Below are 12,181 nucleotides of genomic sequence, written 5' to 3'. Positions count from 1 at the left end.
AACATCGCCAACTTCCTCCGGTCAAACTCCACCCCCATTCTGAGGTACTTCTACCGCAGGGAGAGCAACGCCAAGGCGGAGGCTCTCAACCAAAATCTCCAGCGCTTCATCAGCGTCAACATGGTGCTAGAAACACCGACTTCTTTCTCTACCGAGTTGCTCTCCACTTTTCCTGAATCCCTCTCCTCAACAAAGGTAATCTCTATTTCCCTCCCCCTCCCAGCACATCAAAATGCGAATTAGCCCAAGAGCGGGGTCGGGCGATGCGTAAGAGCTTGAATGACTTGCAGTAGAGGGAAGTATTTCGTACCTTTGCACTCCGAAGCGATGGGGTGTACCCTGTCGCGAGCGAGAAATAGCCTGGCAGTCACGCCGGTAAGGTGCGTGATGGCGGGCGGTGAATCGATTATAGGTTTTATTATCAAAGCAAGATGCCAACAATTCAACAGCTAGTCCGTAGTGGTCGCAAGAGCCTCCAGGAGAAGGGCAAGAGCCCGGCTCTCCAGGGATGCCCCCAGCGTCGCGGCGTCTGTGTCAGGGTCTATACCACGACCCCTAAGAAGCCTAACTCAGCGATGAGGAAGGTGGCACGTGTCCGTCTGACGAATGGCAGGGAGGTCAATTGCTATATCCCCGGTGAGGGTCACAACCTCCAGGAGCACTCTATCGTGCTCGTCCGTGGTGGTCGTGTGAAGGATCTCCCCGGTGTGCGCTACCACATCGTCCGCGGTACTCTCGATACCGGCGGCGTAGCGGATCGCAAGCAGCGTCGCAGTAAGTACGGCGTGAAGAGACCTAAGGAGAAGAAGTAAGCCAAGCGGCGACTTCGACTACCGAAGTACTTATTTTTATCATCTCCCCTCACCCGCCTCGTGCGGTGTCCGGTCAGTGGATCGCGGCAGTAGGGTAGAGCGTATAATGTAGCAAAGGAGAGCAGAGTGAGAGCACTGCGATCGAGAGTGACCATCAATTTGGCCCTACCGGGAGTAGGCAGGCTAAGCCGAAGGATCCCGGTGAGTAAGATCGAGAAAGTGTCTGAGATATCTCCATCACACTCTCTGACTTAATGAAATAGCGGCGGTATGCCGGTCTTATATCTGAGACGGACCGCATACCCTATGCTGGCTGAGGTCTCCTATGTGAGACATAGCGTCGCTATAGTATCGGAGCCCCATCCTTGCGTACGAGGATGCTGTCGGTAGGTAGCAAGGTATTGCTGAGACAGAGCGGACCTATGAAGCGGCGGGAAGAGTCCCGCAGGTGGAGGTTAGCGTGGACGAAGAGAAGCTTATGTCCGGTCGGTAGGCGGATGCAGTCCGGGGATGGATCCCGATGGGGACCCGACCTTATGATAAGGAGCCTCATCCCATACTAAGAAGAGAACATATCGGGAGCAGCGCGCTCACCGCCGAGGTGGCGCTGCGCAGGTGACCACGGGTATAGTAATGACGGGCATCGGAATGGGATGCCACCCGGGACCCCACTTGCCAGACGTTCCTACAGGATCATCGGTGTCGCACCCCTCCCACAGCTCTGGAGCTTTCGCTCCGTGGTCACTCCCCCGCGGGAGGCCCGGTAGCTGAGTAAGAGAGCGTAAGTCAAAACTAAGAGAAATGAGAAAATTTTCCAAGAAACAAAGGGCTATCCTTCCTGATCCCGTCTATGGAGATCGGAAGGTGACGAAGTTCGTCAACCATATGATGCTTGACGGAAAGAAGAATCTTTCCTTCAAGATCTTCTACAACGCCTTGGACATCGTCAAGGATAAGATGGCCAAGGAGGAGAAGACCCCTATCGAGATCTGGAAGCAGGCTCTCGAGAACGTCACTCCCCAGGTGGAGGTGAAGAGCCGCCGTATCGGTGGTGCCAACTTCCAGGTGCCTACTCAGGTAACCCCGGAGCGCAAGGAGTCCATCTCTATGAAGAACCTCATCGGCTACGCTCGCAAGAGAGGTGGTAAGACCATGGCTGAGAAGCTCGCTGCTGAGATCATGGACGCGTACAATCAGCAGGGCGGTGCCTTCAAGCGTAAGGAGGACATCCACCGTATGGCTGAGGCTAACCGTGCCTTCGCTCACTTTCGTCTGTAATCCACAACCTATATAAGTAAGAAAGAAGTCACAATGGCTGCTAAAAATCACCTGGAACTCACACGCAATATCGGTATCATGGCTCACATCGATGCCGGTAAGACTACCACCTCGGAGCGTATCCTCTACTACACCGGACTGATCCACAAGATCGGTGAGGTGCACGAGGGTGCCGCTACGATGGACTGGATGGAGGAGGAGCAGGAGCGTGGTATCACCATCACCTCCGCCTGCACCACCGCCTTCTGGCCCTATAAGGATAAGAAGTATAAGCTCAACCTGATCGACACTCCCGGACACGTCGACTTTACCGCTGAGGTGGAGCGCTCGCTCCGCGTCCTCGACGGTGCCATCGAGACCTTCGACTCCGTTGCCGGCGTACAGCCGCAGAGCGAGACCGTATGGCGTCAGGCTGAGAAGTACGGTGTGCCCCGTCTCTGCTACGTCAATAAGATGGACCGCAGCGGTGCCAACTTCCTCAAGGCCGTCAAGTCTATGCGTGATATGCTCGGTGCTAACGCAGTGCCAATCCAGCTGCCTATCGGTGCGGAGGAGAATTTCAAGGGCGTCATCGACCTGATCCGCATGTGCGCCATCTACTGGCACGACGAGACCATGGGCGCTGACTACGAGGTAGACGAGATCCCCGCCGAGCTGATGGAGGAGGCTGAGCACTGGCGCGAGTCGATGCTCGAGGCTCTGGCTGATGTAGACGACACCATTATGGAGAAGATGCTGGAGGATCCCTCCACCATCACCGAGGATGAGATCCTCGCCGCTCTCCGTAAGGGCACCCTCGACCTGACGGTCAATCCCGTCATCTGTGGCTCTTCTTTCAAGAATAAGGGCGTGCAGCCGCTCCTCGATGCGATCTGCGCTTTCCTCCCCAGCCCGATCGACCAGGATACCATCACCGGTACCGATCCTCTCGACGAGAGCGTGAAGATCACCCGTACCGTGGAGCACGACTCTCCCCTGACGGCACTCGCCTTCAAGGTGGCATCCGATCCCTACGTTGGTCGTCTCTGCTACTTCAGAGTATATACCGGTCACCTCGATGCCGGCTCCTACGTCTACAACAGCCGTACCGAGAAGAAGGAGCGCATCAGCCGTCTCTACGAGATGTTCTCCAATAAGCAGAATCCTATGGACACCATCGACACCGGTGATATCGGTGCCGGAGTGGGCTTCAAGGATATCCGCACCGGTGACACCATCTGCGACCCGGACGCTGAGCCGATCCTCCTCGAGTCGATCACCTTCCCCGATCCGGTGATCAGTATCTCTGTAGAGCCCAAGACTCAGGCCGATACCGAGAAGCTCGACAGTGGTCTCCAGAAGCTTGCTGAGGAGGATCCGACCTTCCAGGTACGCACTGACGAGGAGACCGGTCAGACGATCATATCCGGTATGGGTGAGCTCCACCTCGACATCATCGTGGAGCGCCTGAAGCGTGAGTTCAAGGTGGAGGCCAATGAGGGTCGTCCCCAGGTAAGCTACAAGGAGGCGATCGCCAATACCGTCCAAGTCCGTCAGGTCTACAAGAAGCAGACCGGTGGTCGTGGTAAGTTTGCCGACATCCTCGTGGAGGTAGGCCCTGGCGATCCCGACTCTGAGACTCCGCTGCAGTTTGAGGACAGCGTGAAGGGCGGTAACGTGCCGAAGGAGTACATCCCCTCCGTACAGAAGGGCTTCGAGAAGGCTATGCAGAGCGGTGTCCTCGCCGGATATCCTCTTGATCACCTCAAGGTGACCCTCCTCGATGGTAGCTTCCACCCGGTGGACTCTGATCAGCTCTCCTTCGAGGTAGCAGCGATGCAGGCCTTCAAGAAGGCGTGCGAGGAGGCCTCTCCGATCCTTCTTGAGCCCGTTATGAAGCTCGAGGTGGTGACCCCCGAGGACTACATGGGTGACATCATCGGTGACCTGAATAAGCGTCGCGGTATGGTCCAGGGCATGGACTCCGGATCCAATAACGACCGCATCGTCAAGGCTCACGTGCCGCTCGCCGAGATGTTTGGCTACGTGACCGATCTCCGCACCATCTCCAGTGGTCGTGCCAGCAGCACGATGGAGTTTGATCACTTCGAGCCGATGAGCACCAACATCGCTAAGCAGGTGCTCGAGGAGAAGCACGGTCGTGCCGACCTCTTGAAGTAATAGACAATCATCACCATATTACGATAGTCAATCACATGAATCAGGTAATCAGGATCAAGATCAAGTCCTACGACCATACTCTGGCAGACAAGTCTGCAGAGAAGATCGTGAAGGCTGTCGACACGACCGGAGTGACCGTACGCGGTCCTATCCCACTGCCGACGCACAAGCGCATCTTTACGGTCAATAGGTCGACCTTCGTCAATAAGAAGAGCCGTGAGCAATTTGAGCTCTGCACCTATAAGCGACTGATCGATCTCGTCAATGCCAATACCTCCACCGTCGACGCTCTGGCTCGCCTCGAGCTGCCCAGCGGTGTGGATATCGAGATCAAGACCGATCTCTAAGCTCTACGAGATAAGTATTACAACCAATTACTAACTCACTAAATCAAGACTGAAATGCCAGGATTGTTAGGAAAGAAAATCGGAATGACATCCGTCTTCAGTGCCGAGGGGAAGAATATCCCATGCACTGTTATCGAAGCCGGTCCTTGCGTCGTTACTCAGGTCAAGACTGTGGAGAAGGATGGCTACAGCGCCGTCCAGGTAGGCTACGAGGACATCGCTGAGAAGCATGTCACGAAGCCCCTCCAGGGTCACTTCAAGAAGGCCGGAGCAACGCCCAAGAGACACTTGGCCGAGTTCAAGGATTATGCTAAGGAGCTCAAGGAGGGCGACGAGCTGACGGTGGATATCTTCAAGGATACCCCCTTCGTCGACATCTGTGGTATCTCCAAGGGTAAGGGCTTCCAGGGCGTCGTGAAGCGTCACAACTTCGGCGGGGTCGGCCAGTCCACCCACGGTCAGAAGAACCGCCTCCGCGCTCCCGGATCTGTCGGTGAGTGCTCTACCCCGTCTCGCGTCCTCCCCGGTATGCGTATGGCAGGACAGGATGGTAACGTCCGCATCACCGTCCAGAACCTCCGCATCATCAAGGTGATGCCCGAGCAGAACGTCCTCGTCGTCAAGGGCAGTGTCCCCGGCGCTAAGGGATCTATCCTTTTAATCGAGAAGTAAGACAGAAGATATGGAACTGAACGTACTAAATATTAAAGGTGAAGAGACCGGACGCAAGGTGACCCTCGATGATGCCATCTTCGGCATTGAGCCCAATGATCACGCGATCTACCTCGACGTCAAGAGCCATATGGCCAACCGTCGCAGCGGGACCGCTAAGACCAAGGAGCGTAGTGAGAATGCCCACAGCACCCGCAAGCTCTTCCGTCAGAAGGGTACCGGTGGCGCTCGTCGTGGTGACACGAAGAGCCCGATCCTGATCGGCGGTGGTACGATCTTCGGCCCCCGTCCCCGTGATTATGAGCAGAAGGTGAATCGCAAGACCAAGCGCCTTGCCCGCCTCTCAGCACTTACTTACAAGGCTAAGGATAACGCCATCGTCGTCGTCGAGGACTTCACGATGGACAGCTACAAGACCAAGGACTTCGCCGCCATCCTCAAGGCCCTCAAGATCGAGGACAAGAAGGATCTCTTCCTCCTCCACGAGGCAAGCGAGCAGGTGCGCAAGTCCGGTGCCAATATCTCCAACGTCACCTTTGCCGAGCCTGTCGCCGTCAATACCTACAAGGTACTCGACGCTGACTGCCTCATCTTCTCTGAGAGCGGACTCGAGGCACTCACAGCTCAGCTCAGCCGTGAGGAGAAGTAATCATAAGAGTAGTAAGAGAAGAATATCATGGGAATACTGATCGCACCTCTCATCACTGAGAAACAGACCGACATCACCGAGGCCATGCCTACCCGCTATGGCTTCAAGGTGCAGTACAGCGCCGATAAGAGCGACATCCGCAAGGCTGTCGAGGAGACCTATGGCGTCCATGTACTCAAGGTCAATACCATGCGCTACTCCGGTAAGAAGGAGTCGCGCTATACCAAGCACGGCTTCGTCGAGGGACGCAAGCCCGCGTATAAGAAGGCTATAGTAACGATTGCCGAAGGCGAGACGATCGACTTCTTCGGTAACATTTAATACACGACATGGGAGTACGTAAACTGAAGCCCACCACTCCGGGCCAGAGAAAGAAAATTATTGGTACGCACGAGGAAGTTACTACCAACGTACCAGAGAAGTCCCTTGTAGTCGGTAAGAAGAGCACCGGCGGTCGCAACAACACCGGTAAGATGACCATCCGCTATCGCGGTGGTGGTCACAAGCGTAAGCTCCGCATCATCGACTTCAAGCGTCGCAGAGACGATATCCCCGCTACGGTTAAGAGCATCGAGTACGATCCTAATCGGTCGGCTCACATCGCTCTGATCTACTATGCGGACGGTGTCAAGTCCTACATCATCGCACCCACCGGCCTCAAGGTCGGCCAGACCGTCATGAGTGGCGAGAACGCGGTGCCTGAGGTAGGCAACTCTCTGCCTCTGGGCAAGATCCCCGTAGGTACGGTGATCCACAATATCGAGCTTCGTCCCGGTCAGGGAGCCAAGATGGTCCGCAGTGCGGGCAACTTCGCACAGCTCACCTCTCGCGAGGATACCTACGTGGTGATCTCACTGCCGAGCGGTGAGACCCGCCGCATCCTCTCCGCCTGCCGCGCAACCGTCGGTAGCGTCAGCAACGGTGAGCACTCCCTCGAGGAGAGCGGTAAGGCCGGTCGCAGCCGCTGGCTCGGTCGCCGCCCCCACAACCGAGGCGTCGTGATGAACCCTGTAGACCACCCGATGGGTGGTGGTGAGGGTCGCGCCTCCGGTGGTCACCCGAGAAGCCGCAAGGGCCTCTACTCTAAGGGTCTTAAGACTCGTCGTCCTAAGAAGCAGTCCTCCAAGTACATTATCGAGCGTCGTCAATCCAAGCGTAATAGCAAGGGTACGAAGTAAGCCTCTTTTTACCTAGACAAAAATAGAGAATACAGAATATGAGCCGTTCACTTAAGAAAGGACCGTATATCAGCGTGAAGCTCGAGAAGCGTATCTTGGAGATGAATGAGAAGAACGAGAAGAATGTCATCAAGACGTGGAGTCGTGCTTCGATGATCTCTCCCGACTTCGTCGGTCATACGATCGCTGTACATAACGGACATAAGTTTATCCCCGTATTCGTCACTGAGAATATGGTGGGTCACAAGTTGGGCGAATTTGCACCTACCCGTACCTTCAAGGGTCACACAGGTAACCGCAAATCCTAAGGCCGGTAATCGAAATCATATAGAATAGAACTATGGGTAATCGAAAGAAAGAATCTGCTAAGGCCCGCAAGGAGGCTCAGCAGTCACTATACTTTGCCAGCCTGACCAATATCGCCTCCTCTCCCCGTAAGATGCGCCTCGTGATCGATATGGTCCGTGGCATGGAGGTCAATAGGGCACTGGCTGTCCTCAGATACTCTAATAAGCGCGCCTCCGAGGTCGTCGGCCGCACCCTCAAGAGTGCTGTCGCCAACTGGGAGCAGAAGAATGAGCAGCACGCCGACGAGGGGCAGCTCTACATCAGCAAGATCTACGTCGACGAGGCTCCTACGCTCAAGAGGATGCGCGCCCGTGCTCAGGGCCGTGGCAATCGCGTCCGCAAGAGAAGAAGCAATCTGACGATCTATGTCGATGCACGTGATAACGCTATTAACGAGTAAACTTCCATGGGACAAAAGACTAATCCAATAAGCAATCGCCTCGGTATCATCCGTGGCTGGGACAGCTCGTGGTTTGGCAAGAAGGCTAACGTCGCTGAGACAATCTACGAGGATCATAAGCTCCGCACCTACCTCAATACCCGACTGACCGACAGCGGTGTAGCCCGCATCGTCATCGAGCGTACCCTCAAGCTGATCACCATCACCATCTGCACCGCACGTCCCGGACGTATCATCGGCCCCGGCGGCAGCGAGGTGGATAAGCTCAAGGAAGAGCTCAAGAAGATCACCGACAAGGAGGTCCAGATCAATATCTTCGAGGTACGTCGCCCCGACATGGAGGCTGCTATCGTCGCCGACAGCATCGCCCGCCAGATCGAGGGTCGCGTCAATTACCGCCGTGCCGCCCGTAATGCCATCGGTAACGCCATGCGTGCCGGTGCCGAGGGTGTCAAGGTGCTCCTCAACGGTCGTCTCAATAATGCTGAGATGGCACGTAGCGAGACCTTCAAGGAGGGTCGCATCCCGCTCCACACCTTCCGTGCCGATATCGACTACGCGATGGAGACCGCTCACACCAAGGTGGGTGCCATCGGTGTCAAGGTATGGATCTGCCGTGGCGAGGTCTATGGCAAGAAGGATCTGACGCTCGACTTCAGCCAGCCCCGCAATGAGGCCGGTCGCGGTGGACGTAACGATCGCGGAGGACGTAATGATCGCGGAGGACGTCGCGGCGGTGCCCGTGGTGGTCGTCGCGGTGGTCGCGGTGGTCGCCGCAGCAACGGCGGCAGGACCGAGGGCGGAGCACAGGCATAAGAGTGGCTCCTATGCAGTGGAGACAGATCCTCGACGGCTGCCACAGGCAGGCAGAGAGAGCATAAGTCAGCCGCTGCACCCCAAGTTATTTTATCAAGAATTGGCTAGATAATACAGCATAATGTTACAACCCAAGAAGACCAAGTTCCGGAGAGTCCATAAGGGTAAGATGAAGGGCAACGCCCATCGTGGTACCCAGCTCGCCTTCGGAAGTTTCGGATTGAAAGCCATGGGGACCACTTGGCTCACCGGTCGTCAGATCGAGGCCGCTCGTATCGCCCTCACTCGCTACATGGAGCGTAAGGGACAGGTATGGCTCAGGATATTCCCCGACAAGCCCATCACCAAGAAGCCTTTGGACGTACGTATGGGTAAGGGTATGGGAGATCCCGTCGGCTTCGTCGCTCCCATCACGCCCGGTCGCATCATCTTCGAGATCGATGGCGTTAGCTACGACATCGCCAAGGAGGCCCTTCGCCTCGCAGCGCAGAAGCTCCCCATCGACACCAAGTTCATCGTCCGCAGGGACTTTGAGAAGTAATCACTCAGAGCATAGAATAGTAGTATGAAAAATCAAGAGATTAGAGAGCTCACTATCCAGGATCTGAGAGAGCACGTCAAGCAGGAGTCTGCCAAGCTCGACCAGCTGCGTATGCAGCACAGCGTCACTCCTCTCGATCGTCCCACAGAGATCACCAATCAGCGCCGACTCGTCGCTCGTCTCCGGACGATCCTCCACGAGAAGGAAATCAATGAATCCCTTAAGAATTAAGTGCGGTCATGGAAGAAGTAAAAGAGACAAGCAGAAACCTGCGCAAGGTTAGACAGGGTGTCGTCGTCAGCGACAAGATGGATAAGACCATCGTCGTCGCCGTACGGTGGAAGGAGAAGCACCCTCTGTATGGTAAGTTCATCGCCAAGACGAAGAAGTACCACGCACATGATGAGGCCAATGAGTGCCACGAGGGTGATACCGTACGCATCATGGAGACCCGCCCTCTGTCTAAGAGCAAGCGCTGGAGAGTCATCGACATCGTCGAGAGAGCGAAGTAATCGACCGACTAACCACCACAAGACAATTTTAGGACAGAGTTATGATACAGCAAGAATCCAGACTGACAGTTACCGATAACAGCGGCGCCCGTGAGGCCCTCTGTATCCGTGTGCTCGGTGGTACCCACCGTCGGTACGCCTCCGTAGGCGACACCATCGTGGTCACCGTCAAGAGCGTGATCCCCTCCTCCGATATGAAGAAGGGAACCGTCAGCAAGGCCGTCATCGTACGCACCAAGAAGGAGATCCGCCGCGAGGACGGTTCCTACATCCGCTTCGACGACAACGCCTGCGTACTCCTCTCTCCCTCAGGTGAGCTGAGAGGGACCCGTATCTTTGGCCCCGTGGCTCGTGAGATACGTGCCGTGAATATGAAGATCGTTTCTCTAGCGCCTGAGGTGCTCTAAGCACCTTGCGCGACCGGGACACCCCCGGTGAGACTCAGCATCCTATAGAGAAATAAGAGAATATCATGAGAAAGTTACACATAAAGAAGGGCGACATCGTCTTCGTCAATTCCGGCGAGGACAAGGGCTCGAAGGGTCGCATCCTGGAGGTCAATCCCTCCAAGGAGACGGCCATCGTCGAGGGCGTTAATTTCATCACACGCCGCACCAAGCCTAATGCCAAAAACCCCCAGGGGGGTATGGTCAAGAGAGAGGCTCCGGTGCATATCTCTAAGCTCAATCCTGTCGACCCCGACACTCAGAAGCCTACCCGTATCCATCGTCAGAAGGACGACAATGGACGCTCTCAGCGCGTCGCTAAGTCGGGCAAGGTCCTGGACTAATATAGATAGAGATTACTATGTCGATCGCTAAGAATATCAAGGAAGACTACAAGGAGCGGATCATCCCCGCGATGATGAAGGAATTTGGGTACACCTCCACCATGCAGGTGCCCCATCTCGTCAAGATCGTCATCAGCCGCGGACTCGGAGACGAGCACGAGGATAAGAAGCTCATCGAGATCGCAGCTAATGAGCTGGCGATGATCACCGGCCAAAAGGCTGTCATCACCCGATCCAAGAAGGATATCTCCAACTTCAAGCTCCGTAAGGGTATGCCCGTCGGTGCTATGGTGACCCTCCGTCGCGGACAGATGTACGACTTCCTCGACCGCCTGATCAATATCGCCCTGCCGCGTATCCGTGACTTCAAGGGTCTCGAGACCCGCATGGATGGTCGTGGTAACTACACCTTCGGTGTCGATGAGCAGATCATCTTCCCGGAGATCGTTCTGGACACTGTCCCGAAGATCCTCGGTATGAATATCACCATCGTCACCTCCGCAGAGACTGACGAGGAGGGCTACGCACTCCTCCGCGAGTTTGGTCTCCCCTTTAAGAAAAATACCAAGAGCAAGAAAGCAACCAAGTAATTATGGCCAAGAAATCCATGGTGGCGCGCGAAGTAAAGCGCCAGAAGCTCGTCGATAAGTACGCTGAGAAGCGTCAGGCGCTCAAGGAGGCCGGTGACTACGAGGGACTGCAAAAGCTCCCGCGCAACGCCTCCCCCATCCGCCTGCACAATCGCTGCAGCATCACCGGACGTCCCCGCGGATATATGCGTTTCTTCGGTCTCTCACGCATCCAGTTCCGTGAGATGGCCTCCAAGGGACTCATCCCCGGTGTCAAGAAGTCCAGCTGGTAAGCCTTTCGGCTACAGAGTGATTCGCTTTATCTTTCCTGATACAGCAATCACCGCCAGATAGGCAACCAAGACTTAAGGGGTCCCCTCAGCCTGAAGTGCTGAGGGGACCCCTTGGCGTTTGTGGTCAGGAAGATAGCTTAGTGATCTCCGCCACCTTCTTCTCCCAGTAATGTAGACTTATACATCTGATATATCCACTCGTTGGGAGCGTTGATGGCTATGATATTGGTGCCGTCAGAGAGGTAGTAGACGTTTTCTTTTCGATGGGTGATATAGGAGGTGAAGTTGCGCCCGTCCCCGCTCTTCCACTTGCCCCAGTACCCAAATAGCCCCCCGGATGCACAGCGGCGAATGGCCCCATCATTTATTAGGTCTTGACCGGTAAGGAGTATGGGATAGTTTTCCCGAGAGATTATACGAGTGTAGCCAAGGAAGTGTATCCTTATTTTCTGAGAATCGCGATCAAAAGACTCTCGGAAGGGGTAGAAGAATAGGGGAACGATTGCTGTCAGAGCTGCTATACTAATGACTATCCACTTCATTGCACCACTCTGATGAGCAAGACCCTCATACATCATGTAGGCGCACAGGATGAGTATGGTAATGGTGATCCAGATAGCGAAACTATCCGTCGAAGGGTGGTATGTATTCATTACGATGGCTACTTCAGTCCACAATAGTACTCCTCCAAATCTACTCAAAAAGGTTTATGTCTAGGCAACACTATGTGCGGTGTGGTGTATTTTGCAAGCGGTTTCCAAGGCTAATTCGCATTTTGATGTGCTGGGTGGGGGAGTAAAAAGAGATTACCTTTGT

20 protein-coding genes and 1 pseudogene are annotated in these 12,181 nt (G+C 55.2%); 19 read left to right on the top strand and 2 right to left on the bottom strand.

From position 1 onward, the window contains the following. Both QZR17_RS07725 and rpsL read left to right on the top strand, forming a co-directional pair. A pseudogene (locus QZR17_RS07725) lies at window positions 1–243 on the top strand (hypothetical protein); the annotation flags it as partial. A gap of 188 nt (window positions 244–431) precedes the next feature. After that, on the top strand, window positions 432–812 hold the full coding sequence (gene rpsL, locus QZR17_RS07720) for a 30S ribosomal protein S12 (RefSeq protein ID WP_070465563.1): 381 nt from the start codon (window positions 432–434) through the stop codon (window positions 810–812). 343 nt (window positions 813–1,155) lie between these two features. Here the strand turns inward: rpsL and QZR17_RS07715 are convergent, their stop codons facing one another. After that, window positions 1,156–1,365: a hypothetical protein gene (locus tag QZR17_RS07715; RefSeq protein WP_297129617.1), complete on the bottom strand. Its 210-nt coding sequence runs from the start codon at window positions 1,363–1,365 to the stop codon at window positions 1,156–1,158. Between the two features lie 248 nt (window positions 1,366–1,613). On the opposite strand from QZR17_RS07715, the gene rpsG reads away from it, so the two are divergent. The 17 genes from rpsG (at window position 1,614) to rpsN (ending at window position 11,365) form a co-directional block, all read left to right on the top strand. Beyond that, window positions 1,614–2,090 (top strand): 30S ribosomal protein S7, encoded by a 477-nt coding sequence (gene rpsG, locus QZR17_RS07710; RefSeq protein WP_070465560.1) that lies wholly within the window; start codon window positions 1,614–1,616, stop codon window positions 2,088–2,090. A gap of 33 nt (window positions 2,091–2,123) precedes the next feature. Continuing rightward, entirely contained in the window at window positions 2,124–4,250 is a 2,127-nt protein-coding gene (gene fusA / locus QZR17_RS07705) for an elongation factor G (protein WP_297129616.1), read from the top strand. 35 nt (window positions 4,251–4,285) lie between these two features. Beyond that, the gene (rpsJ, locus tag QZR17_RS07700) at window positions 4,286–4,597 is read left to right on the top strand and encodes a 30S ribosomal protein S10 (protein ID WP_018106961.1); all 312 of its coding nucleotides are present in this window, start codon (window positions 4,286–4,288) and stop codon (window positions 4,595–4,597) included. 54 nt (window positions 4,598–4,651) lie between these two features. Beyond that, window positions 4,652–5,269, top strand: coding sequence for a 50S ribosomal protein L3 (gene rplC, locus QZR17_RS07695; RefSeq protein WP_296164196.1), 618 nt, complete (start codon window positions 4,652–4,654; stop codon window positions 5,267–5,269). Window positions 5,270–5,279: 10 nt separating this feature from the next. After that, window positions 5,280–5,918, top strand: coding sequence for a 50S ribosomal protein L4 (gene rplD / locus QZR17_RS07690; RefSeq protein ID WP_070465549.1), 639 nt, complete (start codon window positions 5,280–5,282; stop codon window positions 5,916–5,918). Between the two features lie 27 nt (window positions 5,919–5,945). Then, window positions 5,946–6,239, top strand: coding sequence for a 50S ribosomal protein L23 (gene rplW / locus QZR17_RS07685; protein ID WP_296164194.1), 294 nt, complete (start codon window positions 5,946–5,948; stop codon window positions 6,237–6,239). An 8-nt stretch (window positions 6,240–6,247) separates the two neighbouring features. After that, on the top strand, window positions 6,248–7,096 hold the full coding sequence (gene rplB, locus QZR17_RS07680; RefSeq protein WP_297129614.1) for a 50S ribosomal protein L2: 849 nt from the start codon (window positions 6,248–6,250) through the stop codon (window positions 7,094–7,096). 38 nt (window positions 7,097–7,134) lie between these two features. Continuing rightward, on the top strand, window positions 7,135–7,404 hold the full coding sequence (rpsS, locus tag QZR17_RS07675; RefSeq protein WP_018106956.1) for a 30S ribosomal protein S19: 270 nt from the start codon (window positions 7,135–7,137) through the stop codon (window positions 7,402–7,404). Between the two features lie 32 nt (window positions 7,405–7,436). After that, complete coding sequence (rplV, locus tag QZR17_RS07670; protein ID WP_296164189.1) at window positions 7,437–7,844, top strand: 50S ribosomal protein L22; 408 nt, start codon at window positions 7,437–7,439, stop codon at window positions 7,842–7,844. Between the two features lie 6 nt (window positions 7,845–7,850). Further along, a complete protein-coding gene (rpsC, locus tag QZR17_RS07665) occupies window positions 7,851–8,660 on the top strand; it encodes a 30S ribosomal protein S3 (protein ID WP_296164187.1) in 810 nt (269 codons plus the stop codon). A 121-nt stretch (window positions 8,661–8,781) separates the two neighbouring features. Beyond that, on the top strand, window positions 8,782–9,201 hold the full coding sequence (gene rplP / locus QZR17_RS07660; RefSeq protein ID WP_070465531.1) for a 50S ribosomal protein L16: 420 nt from the start codon (window positions 8,782–8,784) through the stop codon (window positions 9,199–9,201). A gap of 24 nt (window positions 9,202–9,225) precedes the next feature. Next, on the top strand, window positions 9,226–9,432 hold the full coding sequence (rpmC, locus tag QZR17_RS07655) for a 50S ribosomal protein L29 (protein ID WP_297129611.1): 207 nt from the start codon (window positions 9,226–9,228) through the stop codon (window positions 9,430–9,432). A gap of 8 nt (window positions 9,433–9,440) precedes the next feature. Beyond that, window positions 9,441–9,713: a 30S ribosomal protein S17 gene (rpsQ, locus tag QZR17_RS07650; protein WP_070465525.1), complete on the top strand. Its 273-nt coding sequence runs from the start codon at window positions 9,441–9,443 to the stop codon at window positions 9,711–9,713. 41 nt (window positions 9,714–9,754) lie between these two features. Beyond that, window positions 9,755–10,120 carry a 50S ribosomal protein L14 gene (gene rplN / locus QZR17_RS07645; protein ID WP_018106950.1) on the top strand — a complete coding sequence of 122 codons (366 nt, stop codon included), beginning with the start codon at window positions 9,755–9,757 and terminating at the stop codon, window positions 10,118–10,120. A 65-nt stretch (window positions 10,121–10,185) separates the two neighbouring features. After that, a complete protein-coding gene (gene rplX / locus QZR17_RS07640) occupies window positions 10,186–10,503 on the top strand; it encodes a 50S ribosomal protein L24 (protein WP_297129608.1) in 318 nt (105 codons plus the stop codon). Between the two features lie 17 nt (window positions 10,504–10,520). Beyond that, window positions 10,521–11,093, top strand: coding sequence for a 50S ribosomal protein L5 (gene rplE / locus QZR17_RS07635; RefSeq protein WP_296165244.1), 573 nt, complete (start codon window positions 10,521–10,523; stop codon window positions 11,091–11,093). A 2-nt stretch (window positions 11,094–11,095) separates the two neighbouring features. After that, window positions 11,096–11,365, top strand: a complete 270-nt coding sequence (rpsN, locus tag QZR17_RS07630) for a 30S ribosomal protein S14 (protein WP_296165247.1) — start codon at window positions 11,096–11,098, stop codon at window positions 11,363–11,365. A gap of 137 nt (window positions 11,366–11,502) precedes the next feature. On the opposite strand, the gene QZR17_RS07625 is transcribed toward rpsN, so the two are convergent. Then, the gene (locus QZR17_RS07625) at window positions 11,503–12,018 is read right to left on the bottom strand and encodes a hypothetical protein (protein ID WP_297129606.1); all 516 of its coding nucleotides are present in this window, start codon (window positions 12,016–12,018) and stop codon (window positions 11,503–11,505) included. Between the last annotated feature and the right edge of the window lie 163 nt (window positions 12,019–12,181).

This window comes from uncultured Porphyromonas sp. (assembly GCF_900541275.1).
Classification (GTDB): domain Bacteria; phylum Bacteroidota; class Bacteroidia; order Bacteroidales; family Porphyromonadaceae; genus Porphyromonas_A.
This window is presented reverse-complemented; position numbering and strand designations above follow the sequence as displayed.

Bases quoted from the DNA above. Each gene is read 5' to 3' on its own strand.
- fusA (WP_297129616.1), top strand. From the start codon at position 2,124: ATGGCTGCTAAAAATCACCTGGAACTCACACGCAATATCGGTATCATG.
- rpsG (WP_070465560.1), top strand. From the start codon at position 1,614: ATGAGAAAATTTTCCAAGAAACAAAGGGCTATCCTTCCTGATCCCGTC.
- rplD (WP_070465549.1), top strand. From the start codon at position 5,280: ATGGAACTGAACGTACTAAATATTAAAGGTGAAGAGACCGGACGCAAG.
- rplW (WP_296164194.1), top strand. From the start codon at position 5,946: ATGGGAATACTGATCGCACCTCTCATCACTGAGAAACAGACCGACATC.
- rpmC (WP_297129611.1), top strand. From the start codon at position 9,226: ATGAAAAATCAAGAGATTAGAGAGCTCACTATCCAGGATCTGAGAGAG.
- rpsN (WP_296165247.1), top strand. From the start codon at position 11,096: ATGGCCAAGAAATCCATGGTGGCGCGCGAAGTAAAGCGCCAGAAGCTC.
- rplB (WP_297129614.1), top strand. From the start codon at position 6,248: ATGGGAGTACGTAAACTGAAGCCCACCACTCCGGGCCAGAGAAAGAAA.
- rpsC (WP_296164187.1), top strand. From the start codon at position 7,851: ATGGGACAAAAGACTAATCCAATAAGCAATCGCCTCGGTATCATCCGT.
- QZR17_RS07625 (WP_297129606.1), bottom strand. From the start codon at position 12,018: ATGAATACATACCACCCTTCGACGGATAGTTTCGCTATCTGGATCACC.
- rplC (WP_296164196.1), top strand. From the start codon at position 4,652: ATGCCAGGATTGTTAGGAAAGAAAATCGGAATGACATCCGTCTTCAGT.
- rplX (WP_297129608.1), top strand. From the start codon at position 10,186: ATGAGAAAGTTACACATAAAGAAGGGCGACATCGTCTTCGTCAATTCC.
- rplE (WP_296165244.1), top strand. From the start codon at position 10,521: ATGTCGATCGCTAAGAATATCAAGGAAGACTACAAGGAGCGGATCATC.
- rpsS (WP_018106956.1), top strand. From the start codon at position 7,135: ATGAGCCGTTCACTTAAGAAAGGACCGTATATCAGCGTGAAGCTCGAG.
- rplV (WP_296164189.1), top strand. From the start codon at position 7,437: ATGGGTAATCGAAAGAAAGAATCTGCTAAGGCCCGCAAGGAGGCTCAG.
- rplP (WP_070465531.1), top strand. From the start codon at position 8,782: ATGTTACAACCCAAGAAGACCAAGTTCCGGAGAGTCCATAAGGGTAAG.
- rplN (WP_018106950.1), top strand. From the start codon at position 9,755: ATGATACAGCAAGAATCCAGACTGACAGTTACCGATAACAGCGGCGCC.
- rpsJ (WP_018106961.1), top strand. From the start codon at position 4,286: ATGAATCAGGTAATCAGGATCAAGATCAAGTCCTACGACCATACTCTG.
- rpsL (WP_070465563.1), top strand. From the start codon at position 432: ATGCCAACAATTCAACAGCTAGTCCGTAGTGGTCGCAAGAGCCTCCAG.
- rpsQ (WP_070465525.1), top strand. From the start codon at position 9,441: ATGGAAGAAGTAAAAGAGACAAGCAGAAACCTGCGCAAGGTTAGACAG.
- QZR17_RS07715 (WP_297129617.1), bottom strand. From the start codon at position 1,365: ATGAGGCTCCTTATCATAAGGTCGGGTCCCCATCGGGATCCATCCCCG.